Origin of the sequence: Pseudomonas sp. B22129 (assembly GCF_044218875.1) — a bacterium.
GTDB lineage: Bacteria > Pseudomonadota > Gammaproteobacteria > Pseudomonadales > Pseudomonadaceae > Aquipseudomonas.
Genome location: NZ_CP162592.1, coordinates 5,909,958 through 5,925,274 on the forward strand (window position 1 = coordinate 5,909,958; position 15,317 = coordinate 5,925,274).

Annotated in this window: 17 protein-coding genes; 11 read left to right on the forward strand and 6 right to left on the reverse strand. The window is 61.8% G+C overall.

What is annotated here, in order from left to right; translation table 11 throughout:
* Positions 1-120 precede the first annotated feature (120 nt).
* Together AB4P94_RS26735 and AB4P94_RS26740 are read left to right on the forward strand one after the other, a co-directional pair.
* Positions 121-1,308: an acyl-CoA dehydrogenase family protein gene (locus AB4P94_RS26735; protein WP_395608278.1), complete on the forward strand. Its 1,188-nt coding sequence runs from the start codon at positions 121-123 to the stop codon at positions 1,306-1,308.
* Positions 1,309-1,319: 11 nt separating this feature from the next.
* A complete protein-coding gene (locus AB4P94_RS26740) occupies positions 1,320-2,423 on the forward strand; it encodes a sigma-54 interaction domain-containing protein (protein ID WP_395608279.1) in 1,104 nt (367 codons plus the stop codon).
* Here the strand turns inward: AB4P94_RS26740 and AB4P94_RS26745 are convergent.
* Positions 2,412-2,777, reverse strand: a complete 366-nt coding sequence (locus AB4P94_RS26745; protein WP_395608280.1) for an antibiotic biosynthesis monooxygenase — start codon at positions 2,775-2,777, stop codon at positions 2,412-2,414. The two genes, AB4P94_RS26740 and AB4P94_RS26745, sit on opposite strands and share 12 nt — an antisense overlap.
* A gap of 100 nt (positions 2,778-2,877) precedes the next feature.
* Here AB4P94_RS26745 and soxR point away from each other — a divergent pair, with 100 nt between their 5' ends.
* Positions 2,878-3,327, forward strand: coding sequence for a redox-sensitive transcriptional activator SoxR (gene soxR / locus AB4P94_RS26750; protein ID WP_395608281.1), 450 nt, complete (start codon positions 2,878-2,880; stop codon positions 3,325-3,327).
* A 58-nt stretch (positions 3,328-3,385) separates the two neighbouring features.
* On the opposite strand, the gene AB4P94_RS26755 is transcribed toward soxR, so the two are convergent.
* The 3 genes from AB4P94_RS26755 to AB4P94_RS26765 are packed head-to-tail and all read right to left on the reverse strand — an operon-like array spanning position 3,386 to position 6,077.
* On the reverse strand, positions 3,386-4,156 hold the full coding sequence (locus AB4P94_RS26755) for a MetQ/NlpA family ABC transporter substrate-binding protein (protein WP_395608282.1): 771 nt from the start codon (positions 4,154-4,156) through the stop codon (positions 3,386-3,388).
* Between the two features lie 28 nt (positions 4,157-4,184).
* On the reverse strand, positions 4,185-4,850 hold the full coding sequence (locus AB4P94_RS26760) for a methionine ABC transporter permease (RefSeq protein WP_395608283.1): 666 nt from the start codon (positions 4,848-4,850) through the stop codon (positions 4,185-4,187).
* A gap of 3 nt (positions 4,851-4,853) precedes the next feature.
* A complete protein-coding gene (locus tag AB4P94_RS26765) occupies positions 4,854-6,077 on the reverse strand; it encodes an SfnB family sulfur acquisition oxidoreductase (protein WP_395608284.1) in 1,224 nt (407 codons plus the stop codon).
* A gap of 225 nt (positions 6,078-6,302) precedes the next feature.
* On the opposite strand from AB4P94_RS26765, the gene AB4P94_RS26770 reads away from it, so the two are divergent.
* From AB4P94_RS26770 to AB4P94_RS26785, 4 genes are all read left to right on the forward strand, one after another.
* Positions 6,303-6,761 carry a VOC family protein gene (locus AB4P94_RS26770; RefSeq protein ID WP_395608285.1) on the forward strand — a complete coding sequence of 153 codons (459 nt, stop codon included), beginning with the start codon at positions 6,303-6,305 and terminating at the stop codon, positions 6,759-6,761.
* Between the two features lie 228 nt (positions 6,762-6,989).
* Positions 6,990-7,865, forward strand: a complete 876-nt coding sequence (locus AB4P94_RS26775) for an alpha/beta fold hydrolase (protein WP_395608286.1) — start codon at positions 6,990-6,992, stop codon at positions 7,863-7,865.
* Positions 7,866-7,962: 97 nt separating this feature from the next.
* Positions 7,963-9,267 carry a dicarboxylate/amino acid:cation symporter gene (locus AB4P94_RS26780; protein WP_395608287.1) on the forward strand — a complete coding sequence of 435 codons (1,305 nt, stop codon included), beginning with the start codon at positions 7,963-7,965 and terminating at the stop codon, positions 9,265-9,267.
* Positions 9,268-9,345: 78 nt separating this feature from the next.
* Positions 9,346-10,260, forward strand: a complete 915-nt coding sequence (locus AB4P94_RS26785; RefSeq protein WP_395608288.1) for a LysR substrate-binding domain-containing protein — start codon at positions 9,346-9,348, stop codon at positions 10,258-10,260.
* Positions 10,261-10,394: 134 nt separating this feature from the next.
* Here AB4P94_RS26785 and leuD read toward each other — a convergent pair whose 3' ends face one another.
* Both leuD and leuC read right to left on the reverse strand, forming a co-directional pair.
* Positions 10,395-11,009, reverse strand: coding sequence for a 3-isopropylmalate dehydratase small subunit (gene leuD / locus AB4P94_RS26790; RefSeq protein WP_395608289.1), 615 nt, complete (start codon positions 11,007-11,009; stop codon positions 10,395-10,397).
* Positions 11,006-12,424, reverse strand: a complete 1,419-nt coding sequence (gene leuC, locus AB4P94_RS26795; RefSeq protein WP_395608290.1) for a 3-isopropylmalate dehydratase large subunit — start codon at positions 12,422-12,424, stop codon at positions 11,006-11,008. The genes leuD and leuC overlap by 4 nt, the downstream gene beginning before the upstream one ends.
* Positions 12,425-12,695: 271 nt before the next feature.
* On the opposite strand from leuC, the gene AB4P94_RS26800 reads away from it, so the two are divergent.
* Genes AB4P94_RS26800 through AB4P94_RS26815 form a run of 4 tightly spaced genes read left to right on the forward strand, consistent with a single transcriptional unit; the run spans position 12,696 to position 15,314 of the window.
* Complete coding sequence (locus tag AB4P94_RS26800; protein ID WP_395608291.1) at positions 12,696-13,898, forward strand: PepSY-associated TM helix domain-containing protein; 1,203 nt, start codon at positions 12,696-12,698, stop codon at positions 13,896-13,898.
* Positions 13,895-14,431 (forward strand): thiamine pyrophosphate-binding protein, encoded by a 537-nt coding sequence (locus AB4P94_RS26805; protein WP_395608292.1) that lies wholly within the window; start codon positions 13,895-13,897, stop codon positions 14,429-14,431. Before AB4P94_RS26800 ends, AB4P94_RS26805 begins: the two co-directional genes overlap by 4 nt.
* Complete coding sequence (locus tag AB4P94_RS26810; protein WP_395608293.1) at positions 14,428-14,757, forward strand: hypothetical protein; 330 nt, start codon at positions 14,428-14,430, stop codon at positions 14,755-14,757. Before AB4P94_RS26805 ends, AB4P94_RS26810 begins: the two co-directional genes overlap by 4 nt.
* On the forward strand, positions 14,754-15,314 hold the full coding sequence (locus AB4P94_RS26815) for a DUF6162 family protein (RefSeq protein ID WP_395608294.1): 561 nt from the start codon (positions 14,754-14,756) through the stop codon (positions 15,312-15,314). The genes AB4P94_RS26810 and AB4P94_RS26815 overlap by 4 nt, the downstream gene beginning before the upstream one ends.
* The last annotated feature ends 3 nt before the right edge of the window (positions 15,315-15,317 follow it).

The following is a 15,317-nucleotide window of genomic DNA, read 5'->3' on the forward strand; positions in this document are numbered from 1 at the left end:
AGGCGGCTCGGTGTGTCAGGGGTTGCCAGGTGATGCAATCGCAGGCAAGCCAGCTCCCACAGTTGATCTTTATCGCCTGGCAGATAGCGCTCGGCTTTTGACCTAATTGAGGAACACCGCGTGACAGCCAACCCCCACAGCGTCCTGCCCTCCCCCTTGCAGACCGCCAAACTGCTGGCCGCCGAATTCGCCCTTACCGCCGTTGAGCGCGATGAGCGCGGCGGCACGCCCAAAACCGAACGCGATGCCCTGCGCCACAGCGGCCTGCTGGCCCTGAGCATCCCCACCCAATACGGCGGCCTCGGCGCACGCTGGAGTGAAACCCTGGGCATCGTGCGTGAGTTCGCCAAGGTCGACAGCTCCATCGCCCACGTCTTCGGTTTCCACCACCTGATGCTCGCCACCGTGCGCCTTTTCTCGCGCCCGGAACAATGGCAGCCCTGGTTTGAACAAACTGCACGCAAGCACTGGTTCTGGGGCAACGCCCTCAACCCGCTGGACACCCGCACCGTGGTCAAGGATTTCGGCGGCTGGCGGGAATTCTCCGGCAAGAAAAGCTTCTGCTCCGGGGCCAGCGATTCGCAAATGCTGATCGCCTCGGCGGTGGACGAAAGCGCCGGCGGCAAGCTGCTGATCGCTGCCATCCCCAGCGGGCGCAGCGGCATTACCTTACACAACGACTGGAACAATATCGGCCAGCGCCAGACCGACAGCGGTAGCGCCAGCTTCGAGCGGGTGCGTGTCGAAGAATCCGAGCTGCTGCTCGATCCAGGCCCGCTGAGCACACCGTTTGCCTGCCTGCGGCCACTGATCGCGCAACTGACCTTTACGCATATGTTTCTCGGGATTGCTGAAGGCGCCTTTGAAGAAGCACGCAATTACACGACCACCGAAACCCGCGCATGGCACAAATCCTCGGCCGAAGACGTACGCCAGGACCCTTACGTGCTGCATCACTACGGCGAGTTCTGGGTGGCCCTCGAGGGCGTGCGTCTGTTGGTGGAGCGTGCCGCAGACCTGCTCGACCAGGCGTGGGCCAAAGGCCCCAACCTCAGCGAACACGAACGCGGCCAACTGGCCATCGCCATCGCGACCGCCAAGGTGGCGGCCACCCGCCAGGGCCTGGACCTGTGCAGCCGCCTGTTTGAAGTCACCGGCGCACGTTCCACCCACGCCTCGCTGCGCCTGGACCGCCACTGGCGCAACCTGCGCACACAAACCTTGCACGACCCGGTGGACTACAAACTCCACGAACTGGGGGACTGGGCCTTGAACCAATCCCTGCCCATTCCTACGTTCTACTCCTGAGAGAGGTGCCCATGCAGCTTTTGACCCTACCGCCCTCGCCCGCGCTGGCCACGTCGATCCGCGCCACGGCCCAGGTCTTCGAAGACCCGAAATCCCAGGCGCTGCTCGCCCACATCCAGCAAGTGGCACCCAGTGAGGCCAGCGTGCTGATCATCGGTGAAACCGGTACCGGTAAAGAGCTGGTGGCACGGCATATCCACAACCTCAGCGCACGGCGCAACCGGCCGTTCGTGGCGGTGAACTGCGGCGCGTTCTCTGAGTCGCTGGTGGAAGCCGAGTTGTTCGGGCATGAAAAAGGCGCCTTCACCGGCGCCCTCAGTGCCAAGGCCGGCTGGTTCGAAGAGGCCGACGGCGGCACTTTGTTTCTGGATGAGATCGGTGATTTGCCGATGGCGATCCAGGTCAAGCTGTTGCGCGTTTTGCAGGAGCGCGAAGTGGTGCGCCTGGGCTCGCGCAAAAGCATTGCGATTGATGTGCGGGTGCTGGCGGCCACCAACGTGCAGCTGGAAAAAGCCATCAACGCCGGGCATTTTCGTGAAGACCTGTATTACCGCCTCGACGTGGTCAGCCTGGAACTCAGCCCGCTGCGCGACCGCCCGGGCGATATCCTGCCGCTGACCCGGCACTTTGTCGAAGCCTACAGCCAACGCTTGGGCTACGGCCCGATCACCATCAGCCGCGAGGCCGAGCACAAGCTCAAGAGCTACAGCTGGCCGGGCAATATCCGCGAGCTGGAAAACGTGATTCATCACACCCTGTTGATCTGCCGCAACGGCGTGATCGAACGGGATGACTTGCGCCTGTCAAACATGCGCATCGAGCGCCAGGACGACAGCCAGCACGCCGCCGACAATAGCGCCGAAGCCCTGCTCGCCCGCGCGTTTCAAAAGCTGTTCGAAGAACAGGCCGGCGCGCTGCATGAAAAGGTCGAGGACGCGTTGTTGCGTGCCGCTTACCGCTTCAGCCATTACAACCAGGTGCACACCGCCAACCTGCTGGGCCTGAGCCGCAACGTGACACGCACCCGCCTGATCAAGATCGGCGAACTGGCAGTGAACAAACGCCGCCCCGGGGAAAACCTGCAGGGCGAGCGCATGCTGCATCTATCCATTTAGGCGGCAGTGCAACGCGTTGTCCTGGCTGCGCTCGAAACTGCGCAGCACCTGAAACGAACCAAAGGTCACCGCCGTGGCCTGATGGGCGCGGATCAGCGTCCAGAAATCCTCCTCGCCCCGCTCAAAGCGCTGGAACGCCGCCTCGCCCGCCTCGCGGGTTTGCCATTGCAGGTAATTGAGCACACGCCGCCCATCATCGCTGACCTGCACGCTCGCACTCAGAAAGCCACCATGGCCTTGGGCCAGGCGCTCGCTTTGAGTGCTCAGGGCCGCCACCAGGGCGACTTGCTGTTGGGGCTCGATCTGGAATTCGATCAATTGAGTGAAACTGCGATTCTTCTCTGATACCTGCATGAACACTCCCCTCTCTTTGTAGGCAGAATCTTGCGATTCGATGCCACGCAGGGTAAAACCTCTAGTTAAGTCAAGGTCAAGCGTTGTTTCGGAGTTTTTCATGCTCACTAAAGCACTCACGGTCGGCCAATTGGCCGCGCGCAGTGGCGTCGCGGTTACGGCGCTGCACTTTTACGAATCCAAGGGGTTGATCAAGAGCAACCGCAATGCCGGCAACCAGCGCCGCTATCCACGGGACGTGTTGCGGCGTGTGGTGGTGATCAAGATCGCCCAGCGCCTGGGGATTCCGCTGGCGACCATTGGCCAGGCGTTGCAGACGTTGCCGGATGGCCGCACACCGACGGCTGAAGATTGGGAACGCTTGTCGGCGCTGTGGCGCGAGGACCTGGATGAGCGCATCAACAAGCTGATGCTGCTGCGCGACAAGCTCAGTGGCTGTATTGGCTGCGGGTGTTTGTCGCTGGAGGCGTGCCCGTTGAGGAATCAGGATGATCAATTGGGTGAGCGCGGGCCCGGGGCTCAGTTGCTGGAGCCAACCACTTCATCCTGATCTGGCAATGCAATCAATGTGGGAGCAAGCCCGCTCCCACATTTGAAATTCGTTGAACTTAGAATCCCGGGGCAATCTGGCCCTTGTAGCGCGTCAAAATGAACTGGCGCACTTCATCGGAATTCAGCGCCTTGGCCAGTTTCTGAATGCGCGGGTCATTAATGTTGTCCGGCCGCGCCACCAGGTACTCGACGTACAGCGACTTGCCCTTCTCCACAATCAACGCACTGTTGGTATCGATCCCCGCTTCCAGCGCGTAGTTGGCAAACACAAACGCCAAATCCACCTGGCTCACCGAGCGGGCCAGCAAGGCGCCTTCCAGTTCACGGATCTTCAGGTGCTTGGGGTTCTCCACGATTTCCCGCGGGGTGCTGAGGGTGTTGCTTGGGTCCTTGAGTTTGATCAACCCGGCCTCATCCAGCAGCACCAGCGCGCGGCCGGTGTTGACCGGGTCGTTGGGAATCGAAACGGTGGCGCCGTCCTTCAACTCAGAAATGTTCTTGATGCGCGTCGAATACGCCCCGAATGGCTCGATATGCACGCCCACCACCGGCACCAGGTCGGTGTGGCGGGTTTTGTTGTAGTCATCGAGGAACGGGCGGTACTGATAGTAGTTGGCATCGATGTTTTTCAGCGCCAACTGCTGGTTGGGTTGGATGAAGTCAGTGAAGACTTTGATCTGTAGATCGACGCCTTCCTTGGCCAATACCGGCTTCACGAACTCAAGGATTTCCGCATGGGGCACGGGGGTGGCGCCGACCACCAACGTTTCGTTGGCGAAGGCATTGAACGACAGGACAGCAGCCAAAATGGCCAGGGACTTTTTCATGAATGCTCCGAAGGCAGCTTTATAGGAATTAACGGCGGCTGTAACGCGCCACCAAACGGTCACCGGTCATTTGCAGGGCCTGTACCAGCACCAGCAAAAGCAGCACGGTGACCACCATCACGTCGGTCTGGAACCGCTGGTAGCCATAACGAATCGCCAGGTCGCCCAGGCCACCGCCGCCGATCACCCCGGCCATCGCGGTGTAGTCCACCAGCACAATGGCGGTGACGGTCACCGCCGCCAACAATCCACCTCTGGCTTCGGGCAACAGCGTGTGGCGGATCACCTGCCAGGTGCTGGCGCCCATGGCCTGGGTCGCCTCCACCACGCCACGGTCGACTTCGCGCAGCGCGGTTTCCACCAGCCGTGCAAAGAACGGCGTACACCCCACCACCAGCGGCGGGATGGTGCCCGGCACGCCAAGCGACGTGCCCACCAGCAAGGTGGTCAACGGGATCAGCACAATCAGCAGAATGATGAACGGCAGCGAGCGCAGCACGTTGACCACCACCGACAGCAGCCGGTACACCACCAGCGCCTCATGCAACTGGCGCTTGCCGGTGAGAAACAACAGCACCCCCAGCGGCAGCCCCAGCAGCACGGTAAAACCCAGGGCAGCGGCGAGCATGCTCAGGGTTTCCACGCACGCTTGGCCGATGTCGGCCCAGTAGATGTTCTTGAACAATTCGGCCATGAATCACGACCAGTCGTGACGGGGTGGCTGGATGCCATTGAGCAACCAGTTGCCCACCACGTGGTATTTCCAGCGCACCGGGTCGTGCAAGGTATGCACCCGGGCGTTGCGCCAATGGCGGTCGAAGTTGTGCTTCTTCAAGGTTGAGCGAGTCCCGCCAAGTTCGAAGAGTTTGTTGCTGGCTTCGATGGCGATTTCGGTGGTCAGCACCTTTGCCCGGGCCACAGCCAGGGACGCGTGGGCGACGTTGTCTGCATTCGGCGCCGGGCGCGCGGCATCCAGGGCAAAACCTGCGCGCTCCAACAAGGCTTCAGCAGCCTCCAACCGAATATCCAGGGCTCCGACCTGAATGATGGTCAGCGGGTCTTCGCTGGCTTTTTCAACCCCGGCGTCGATCCAGGGCCGCGCAAATTGCTGCACGAACTGCACCGTGTCACGCAGCGCGGCGCGGGCGATACCGGCGTCGATGGCGGCGGTAGTCAGTTGTGCGAAAGGCCCGGCCAGGGTCGGCGAATCGTAGGATTTATGCGTAGGAAACAGATTGAACGCCGGCACCCGGAGGCTCTCTGCCAGCACCGTGCCGCTCGACGTGGTGCGCTGGCCCATGCTGTCCCAGTCATCCACCACCACCAGCCCTTCGGTGCCACGCTTCACGAAGGCCAATTGCGCATTTTGCTGCTCGTCCAGCGCCAGCACGGCCAGCCAGTGGGCGTACAGCGAGCCGGTGCAATAACCCTTGCGGCCATTGATCACATAGCCGTCGCCTTCGCGGCGGATCGTCGCCTGAATGTCCTGCACATGCTTGCCGCCGGTTTCCGACAGCGCATTGGCAAACCGATGGCCCTGCAACGCCAGCGCGAAGAAATGCGCCTGCTGCTCAGGCGTGCCTTGTAGGCGGATGTCTTCCAGGAGGCAGTAATGGTTCTGCGGGATTTGCCCGAGGGACGGATCGGCTGCTGAAATGATCGCAATCACCTGCGCCAGCACCGCGTAGGACACCTGCGCCCCACCAAACTCGCGCGGCACGCTGATGCCCCACAGGCCACTGTTGGAATACAGGTCCACCACGTCGGCGGGTACCTGGCGGGTGCGGTCACGCTCGGCGTCCTGCTCCAGCAAAACCGCGGCGACGCGATGGGCTACGGCAATCGCCTCGGCTTCATCGCGGATCACAACGGCATGGGGCGTGTGGATGGGGTAATCGGCAGATACAAAAGGCACAGACATACAACGCTCTCGGGCGAATGGTTTGCCTGGGGTATTGCAGCTTCTGTGCCGGGGCCTGAAACCGGCGGTTTGGTGCTGTAAAACGGATCCAAACCCGCTTATAGCGCAGCAATCTGCCCGTTCACTGTTGCCTGGCCAACACCTCGTCGGCTGGCCGCAGCCCGCGCGCACCGTGGCCTATAGTGAAAAGGCCGTGCCTCCACACCACCACCCAAGGAGAACGAAATGAGCGTTAAACCTGTTCCAGAGGGCTATCACAGCGTCACGCCTTACATGGGCATCAACAACGCCGCCGAAGCCATCGAGTTCTACAAGAAAGCCTTCGGCGCCACCCAAGTCATGCGCCTGGACATGCCCGACGGCAAGGTCGGCCACGCCGAACTGCGCATTGGCGACTCGGCGATCATGCTGGGCACACCGTGCGATGAAATGGCCCTGCGCAACCCGACCGAACACACCAGCGTCGGCTTGCACCTGTACGTGAACGATGTGGATGAGCAGTTCAAACAAGCCGTTGCAGCGGGCGCCAGCGTGGTGTCCGAGCCGAAAGACCAGTTTTATGGCGACCGCTCGGCGAGCGTGAAGGACCCGTTCGGGCATCTGTGGTTCCTGGCCACGCGCAAGGAGGATTTGACCGAAGAACAGATCCGCCAGCGTGCCATGGAGATGTTCAAGCAAGGCTGAGATCCCGACGGCTCCTGTGGGAGCTGGCTTGCCTGCGATGGCATCGACTCAAAATGCCTGATGCACCGCAGTGGCTGCATCGCAGGCAAGCCAGCTCCCACAGGAGTGTTCATTGTTTGCCGAGACCGTGCTCCTACACACTTCATGAACAACCCCTCCACGCTTTCCCCCTTGCCCCGAACGCCGCGTGATTCCAGGATGCAAGCACTAATAAAGAGGAGTCATCCCATGTTCGCCGGTTTCCAAAAAGACAGGTGCCACGTCAACGGCGTGGACATCAGCTACCGCAAAGGCGGTACAGGTCCCGGTCTGCTCCTGTTGCACGGGCACCCGCAAACCCACGTGATCTGGCACAAAGTCGCCGAGCAGCTGGCCGAGCATTTCACCGTGGTTGCCGCCGACCTGCGCGGTTATGGCGACAGCAGCAAACCGCCGGCCAATGACAATCACGCCAGCTATTCAAAACGCGAAATGGCCCGCGACGGCGTCGAGCTGATGCAAGCCCTGGGCTTCGACACGTTCTCGGTGCTGGCCCACGATCGAGGCGCCCGCGTCGCCCATCGCCTGGCGCTGGACCATGCGCACGCCGTGCAACGCATGGTGCTGCTGGACATCGCGCCGACGCTGGCGATGTACGCCCAGACCGACGAAGCCTTCGCCCGCGCCTACTGGCACTGGTTTTTCCTGATCCGCCCGGCGCCATTGCCCGAAGCCCTGATCGAAAGCAACCCCGAGCTGTACCTGCGCAGCGTGATGGGCAGCCGCAGTGCCGGGCTCAAGCCGTTCACCGACGAAGCCTTCGCCGAATATCTGCGCTGCCTGAGCCTGCCCGGCACTGCCACCGGCATCTGCGAGGATTACCGTGCCGCCGCCGGTATCGACCTTGAACATGACAAGGCGGACATCGACGCCGGCCACCACCTCAACCTGCCGTTGCTGGTGATGTGGGGCGCCGAAGGCACTGTCGGCCGCTGTTTCGAACCGCTCAAGGAATGGCAGAAAGTCGCCACTGACGTACGTGGCAAGGCCCTGCCGGCCGGCCATTACATCGCGGAAGAAATCCCCGAGTTGTTGCTCGGCGAAGTCCTGACCTTCCTTCGCTGAATGCTGTAACCCCGTGACCTGATGGACCCGCCTCGCAGGCTGCCAATCGCCTGCGACGGGTTCGCTTTGCCCCAAAAAAACGATTGAGACAATAACAATGACAATCAGAAAACTGCTGGGAACCCTGTACGTGCAGGTGCTCATCGCTATCGCGCTGGGTGTGTTGATCGGCCATGAATGGCCGCAAATCGGCATCGACCTCAAGCCCTTGGGCGACGGGTTCATCAAACTGATCAAGATGATCATCGGCCCGATCATCTTCTGCACGGTGGTGTCCGGCATCACCAGCATGCACGACGTGAAACAGGTAGGCCGGGTCGGCGGCAAAGCCCTGCTGTATTTCGAAATCGTCTCCACCATCGCCCTGCTGATCGGCATTCTTTCGGCGCACCTGTTGCACCCCGGCGTGGGCTTCAATATCGATGTGAAAACCCTCGACGGCTCGGCCATCGCCGGTTTTGTCGGCCAGGCGCAACACAGTGAGGGCGTGACCGGTTTCCTGCTGAATATCATCCCGGGCACCTTTTTCGACGCCTTCGCAAAAGCTGAAATCCTGCCGGTGCTGTTTATTTCCGTGCTGTTCGGCCTCGGCCTGGTGATGGTCGGCGAAAAGGCGCGGCCACTGGTCGGCGTGATCAACCAAGCGAGTGAAGTGTTCTTCCGTATTGTCGGCATGATCAGCCGGGTGGCGCCGATTGGGGCGTTTGGTGCGATTGCCTTCACCATCGGCAAGTACGGCGTGGGTTCGTTGCTGCCGCTGCTGAAGTTGGTGGGCACGTTCTATATCACTGCATTTTTCTTTGTCGCCGTGGTGCTGGGCAGCATCGCGCGTTACGCAGGGTTCAGCATTTTCAAATTGATGGGCTATATCAAGTCCGAACTGCTGATCGTGCTGGGCACCAGTTCCTCAGAGTCGGCACTGCCGCAATTGATCCAGAAGCTGGAAAGCCTTGGCGCCTCCAAGGGCGTGGTGGGCATCGTGGTGCCGACCGGCTACACCTTCAACCTCGACGGTACCAACATCTATATGACCCTGGCGGTGCTGTTCCTGGCCCAGGCGACCAATACCCACCTGCCGCTGGAGCAACAACTGACCCTGCTGGCGGTGGCCATGCTCACCTCCAAGGGCGCCGGTGCGGTGGTCGGTGCGGGTTTTGTGGCGCTGGCCGCAAGCCTCGCCGTGGTGCCGACCGTGCCGGTGGCGGCGATGGTGCTGATCCTGGGCGTGGACCGCTTCATGGCCGAATGCCGCTCGCTGACCAATATCATCGGCAACGCCGTGGCCGCATTGGTGGTGGCGGCCTGGGAAGGCGAACTGGACCGCGAAAAAATGGCCCCGATTGCCCTCAAGCATGGCCGCCATGCGCGGGCTGCCGCCAAGGCGAAGATCGCCGCCGAATAAGCGAATAGCCCTGGGTGTGCCGGAAGGCACACCCAACCGGTGCTATTCTGGCGGCTCATGCCGCCACGTCTGTTTCTGATGACCCATAAGAAAGATACCGTGCCCCTACCCGAAGACCTGCGGGTGTTCCTGACCGTGATCCGCAAGGCCGGCTTTGCTGCCGCCGCCGATGAGCTGGGGTTGTCGCCGGCGTATGTCAGCAAGCGTATCCAGATCCTCGAAACCACCCTGGCCACCCGCCTGCTGCACCGAACCAGCCGCCGCATCGCCCTGACCGAAGACGGCGAGCGCGTGCAACGCTGGGCCGTGCGCATCTTGGAAGACTTCCAGCAACTCTCCGACGAACTCTCCGACGCCCATGACAGCCCCCGTGGCCACCTGCATTTGTGCAGCAGTTTCGGTTTTGGCCGCAACCATGTGGCGCCGGCCCTGTCATTGTTGGCGGAGCAATACCCGGACCTGGAAATCCGCCTGGACCTGTTCGACCGCGTGGTGGACATCGTCAGCGAAGGCTTCGACCTGGAAATTCGCGTGGGTGACGACATCCCCGGCCAGCACATCGGCCGCCGGCTGGTGAGCAACCGCCGCGTGCTGTGCGCCGCACCGGCTTACCTCAAGCGCCGTGGCACACCGCAACACCTGAGCGACCTGGAGCAACATGATTGCCTGGTACTCAAAGAGCGCGACAACGCGTTCGGCATCTGGAACCTGGAGCGCGACGGCACGCCCGAGAGTGTGCGCGTGCGCGGGCCGTTGTCGTCGAACAATGGCGAGATAGTGTTGCAGTGGGCACTGGATGGGCGCGGCGTGTTACTGCGCTCGATGTGGGATGTGAAACCGCTGCTGGAGCAAGGCAAGCTGGTGCAGGTGCTGCACGACTACACCCAGAGCGCGAATGTGTGGGCGGTGTACCCGACGCGGCTGGCGTACTCCGGAAAACTGCGCGCCTGCGTCGAGTTCCTGCAAGAGCACTTCAAAGGACTGTCTATCTAGCCCGATTCCGAATTGGAATGGATTCCAATGTGGGAGCGGGCTTGCTCGCGAATGCGGTGGATCAGTCAATGTATCTAGTGACTGACACTCCGCATTCGCGAGCAAGCCCGCTCCCACATTTGGATTGAGGTGTGTCAGTTGAGCCAGGGGTTGGCTTGCAGGTGACGTTGCTCAAACGCCTTGATCTCATCGCTACGCTGCAACGTGCTGCCAATCGCATCCAGCCCCAGCAACAGCGCAGTCTTGCGCAAGGTATCAATCTGGAACGGGATAACCTGCCCATCTGCCAAATGAATATCCTGCGCCTCCAGATCCACACTGATCTGCGCCTGCGCAGGCTGACTCACGGTCTGCCCGAGTTTTTGCAGCACCGCCTCATCCAGCGTGATCAACAACACGCCGTTACGTTGGCAGTTGTCATAGAAAATCCCGGCAAAGCTGCTGCCGATCAGCGCGCGAATGCCGGTTTGCTTCAAGCCCCACACCGCGTGTTCGCGGCTGGAACCACAGCCGAAGTTCGGCCCGACCACCATGAAACTCGCGCCCTGCCAGGCCGGCTGGTTCAGCACGAACTCAGGGTTGAGCTCGCCGGACGGCAAAAAGCGCAAATCGAAGAACAGCCCGCGGTCCAGGCCGCTGCGGTCGATGCCTTTGAGAAACTGCTTGGGCATGATCACGTCGGTGTCGATATTTGCCGCCAGCATCGGAGCCGCCTTGCCGGTGACCAGGGTGAAAGGTTGCAGGCTCATGCGCGGTCTCCAAAATGGCGGATATCAGTGAGGCGGCCGGTGATGGCGGCAGCGGCGACCATCGCCGGGCTCATCAGGTGGGTGCGTGCGCCCGCGCCCTGGCGGCCTTCGAAATTGCGGTTGGTGCTGGAGGCGCAGCGGTCGCCGGGGGCCAGCACGTCGTCGTTCATCGCCAGGCACATCGAGCAGCCTGACTGGCGCCATTCAAACCCGGCGTCGATAAAGATCGCCGCCAGCCCTTCGGCCTCAGCCTGGTCGCGCACTTCGGTGGAGCCCGGCACGATCATCGCCCGCACGTGCTCGGCCACGTGTTTGCCACGTACCACACTGGCAGCGTCGCGCAGGTCTTCGATGCGCGCGTTGGTGCAGGAGCCGATAAACGCGTGGCTGATGACGATTTCACTCAGCGGCATGCCGGCTTCCAGGCCCATGTAGTTGAGGGCGCGGCGCATGTCCTGGCGCAGAATCAGGTCGCTGACGGCCTGCGGGTCGGGCACGCGGGCGCCGATGGGCGCGGCCTGGTCAGGGCTGGTGCCCCAGGTGACCATGGGTTCAAGGGTACTGGCGTCGAGGTGTACTTCCTGGTCGAACACGGCGTCGGCGTCCGAATGCAACTGGCGCCAGCCCACCAGGGCCTGCTCCCACAATTCGCCCTGCGGTGCGCGGGGTTTGCCCTTGAGGTAAGCAAAGACTTTTTCGTCCGGCGCCATAAAGGCACCGCGTGCACCGGCTTCCACCGCCATGTTGCAGATGGTCATGCGTGCCTCGACGCTCAGCGCGTCGATGGTCGAGCCACGGAATTCAATGGCATAACCGGTTGCGCCGGACGCACCGATCTTGCCGATCAGCGCCATGATCACATCTTTGGAGGTCAGGCCCGGCGCCAGCGCGCCATCGACCGTCACGCGCAGGCTTTTCAGGCGTTTGTAGACCAGAGTTTGCGAGGCCAGCAAATGCTCGATTTCCGAGGTGCCGATGCCGAACCCAAACGCGCCCAACGCACCGTAAGTGGTGGTGTGGCTGTCACCGGCGGCAATCACCATGCCCGGCAGGATAAAGCCCTGCTCGGGGGCGATCACGTGTTCGATGCCTTGGCGCTTGTCGAGGATATCCAGCAGTTCAATGCCGAAGTCCTCGCAGTTTTCCGCCAGGTAGGACACCTGCCGCGCGCCGCCCGCATCGGGCATGATCGCGATGCGCTTGGGCGTGGTGGGGTTGACGTGGTCGACCACCGCCAATGCCGTACCCGGGCGCCATACGCTGCGCCCCGCCTCACGCAGGCCGCTGAAGGCCTGGGGGCTGGTGTATTCGTTGATCACCTGGCGGTCTATATAAAGCAGGACATGGCCCTGGTCATCCAGGGCGCACACCGTGTGGGAATCGATGTGTTTGTCGTAGAGGGTTCTGGCAGTCATTTTGTTGGGCTCACTTCACGGTATGCCTCCATCCTACGCAGCCCCCCGCCCCCATCAATGGCACCCAGGTGATGGCTTGGAACATGTTTCGTGTTCGATCCAGGCTTTGAAACGCCGTGAATGTGAACCTGAAACATTTTCTTTCATATCCGGCTTAGGGTTTTGTGAGTCTCATCCGTCTTAACTTAGATACAGCCCGTCGCGTCAGCAAAAGCTACGACCGGCCTTTTCCGGGCCCCCATCGCCCCCTCCGATCAAGACCCGCATTCACATGTCGAAGAAGTCTCGCTCAAAACTCTGGTTTCTCGTACACAGCTGGCTGGCATTGCCCATCTGGTTTTTTGTGCTGATTGTCTGCGTCACCGGCACGCTGGCGGTGGTCAGCCAGGAAATCGTCTGGCTGGCCAACCCGGACATCCGTGCCAGCAAACCCTCGGATGACGCCGAACCCCTGAGCTACGACCAGGTCATCAGCGCGATCAAACAGGCCGAGCCCCAGGTGATCGTGCAATCGCTCAGCCGCCCGGACGAATCGCATTTCGCCCTGAGCGTCGACCTCAGCTACCCCGACGGGCGTTCGCTGGAGGTCTACGTCAACCCCTACACCGGCGTTATCCAGGGCATCAGCCCCTCGTTCAACTTCAAGCAATTTACCCGCGCGCTGCACGGCTGGTGGCTGGTGCCGTTTACCAATGGCTACAGCTGGGGTTGGTACCTGGTGTCGCTGCTCGGCTTGCCATTGCTGGCATCACTGGTCACCGGGCTGGTGGTGTACAAGCGGTTCTGGAAGGGCTTTTTCAAACCGACCCTGCGCATCCGCCACGGCGCGCGGATCTTCTGGGGGGACTTCCACCGCCTGAGCGGTATCTGGTCGATCTGGTTTATCGCCGTGATTTCCATCACCGGCACCTGGTTTTTGATCCAGGCGATTCTGGGGGATAACCAGATTTCCATCTCCAGCCAACCTGTGGTGCCGGTGATTGCCCGCGAAAAAGTCCCGACTTCGGCCTCGGGTGTACCGGCGCCGACCATTGCACTGGATGAAGCCATCAAGATTGCCACCCAGCGCATCCCGGGCCTTGAACCCAGCTTCATCAACCTGCCGTTCAACGCCTACAGCCACCTGCAGATTGGCGGCCGGGGCTGGTACCCGCTGATGTACCAGACCGCGCAAATCAACCCGTATGACGGTGAAATCGCCTCGTCGCACCTGCTGTCAGACCGCAGCAAACTGGAGTTTGTTACCGAATCCATGCGCCCGCTGCACACCGGCGACTTCGGCGGGCTGTGGATCAAGCTGATCTGGGCCTTCTTCGGCCTGGTGCTGAGCATGATGGTATTGAGCGGCCTGCTGATCTGGACCAAACGCACCGCCCTGGCCACCCTCAACGCGCTCAAGCGTGAAGCCAAGTCACAGCGCCAGCCCGTTTCCATCCAGGCCATGCAGGCTGAAACCTCGGAGGCCAATCGATGAGCAAAGTTGCCGCTGCCCCCCCTTCGCCGCTGCGGGCCTTTTGGCTGAAATGGCGCTTCCACATCAATGTGTTGCTGTTGCTGGTGCCGCTGGGTTTCATGCCCAGGTACTTTGCCGATGCCGCACTGTTTCGCGGGGACACCGGGATCGGCGAGCGTGTTGTGGGCGACGTACAGGTCGGGCCCTGGAGCCTGAAACTCGCCGAGTTCCGCAACGAGGGCCCACAGCCCGACCCGGCCGGCCCGATCAAGTTCTTCAACGCCGCCTTGTGCGACACCTGCGCCGACCAGGTCAAGGCCACTTACCTGCGCATCGGCAAGCCGCGCAGCCTGCGGGCTGCCGGGGTGATTTTCTTTGGCACGCCGTACCGCATGGGCGCCGCGTTGCCCATTCCTGAACGCACACCGGCCGACGCTGAACTGTGGATCACCATGGAAGGTTGGGACGGCAGCCTGCATCAGGGTTCCATCCCGCTGAGCCAGGCCTCGCCTGCCACCGTTGCCTGGCTGAACAAGAAAGGAGTCAAACCATGACGTTGACACACCTGACCCGCGCCGGTGTGGCGCTTTTGCTCTGTGCCGGTTTCAGTTCTGTGGCCCTGGCCCACAACCCGATGTGCGAATGCAAGGAGATCGCCGGCGAACAGATCCAGTGCACCGGCGGTTTCTCCGACGGCAGCGGTGCCCCCGGCGTAACCCTGGACGTGATCGGCTACGACGAAACCATCCTGCTGCCTGGCAAGCTTGGCCAGGACTCCACACTGACCTTCAAGAAACCCTCCGCCGAATTCTATGTGCTGTTTGATGCAGGCCCGGGTCACGTGGTGGAAATCGACCAAGCGGATATCCAGCCGCAATGACGACCACACAGGTTGTACGCCCCGCCGGTGCCGGCCATGAAACCCTCTACGTCCTGCTGCTGTGCCTTATCATCCTCGCGGTGGCTGGCACGGTGGTGGCCTTGCACGGTGAAACCCAAGAGGTTGCCGCCGTGCCCAGCCATCAACTCGATGCGCGCCGCGACCTGAGCGCCGCCGAGCAAGGCATCTACGCCGATTTGCGCGTAACCCTGGATGAAATCCAGCTGTTGCAGCAGGAGCAAAGCACCCTGCCAACGCCTGAGCAACTGGCTGAAGAAGGCTTCGCGCCGTTCGCGCAGGACGCGAGCTCAGTCAGCCGCGGCGACCACCGCTGGTTGGTGCTCGAGCCTTCGGCCTATCTGGGCTTGAGCCAAACGCCGGCGACGAGCGGCTCGTTGCTGATGCGCGTGCACGGCGCCGAGCCGGATATCTGGCTTAACCGGCAGGCCAACCTCGCCGCACCGTCCGACCTGACTGACCCGGCGCTGATTGCCGCCGGCTGGCAGCAAGTGGTCACGCAATTCGATGCCGGCGTGACCCGCCAGCACCGCCACTGAACG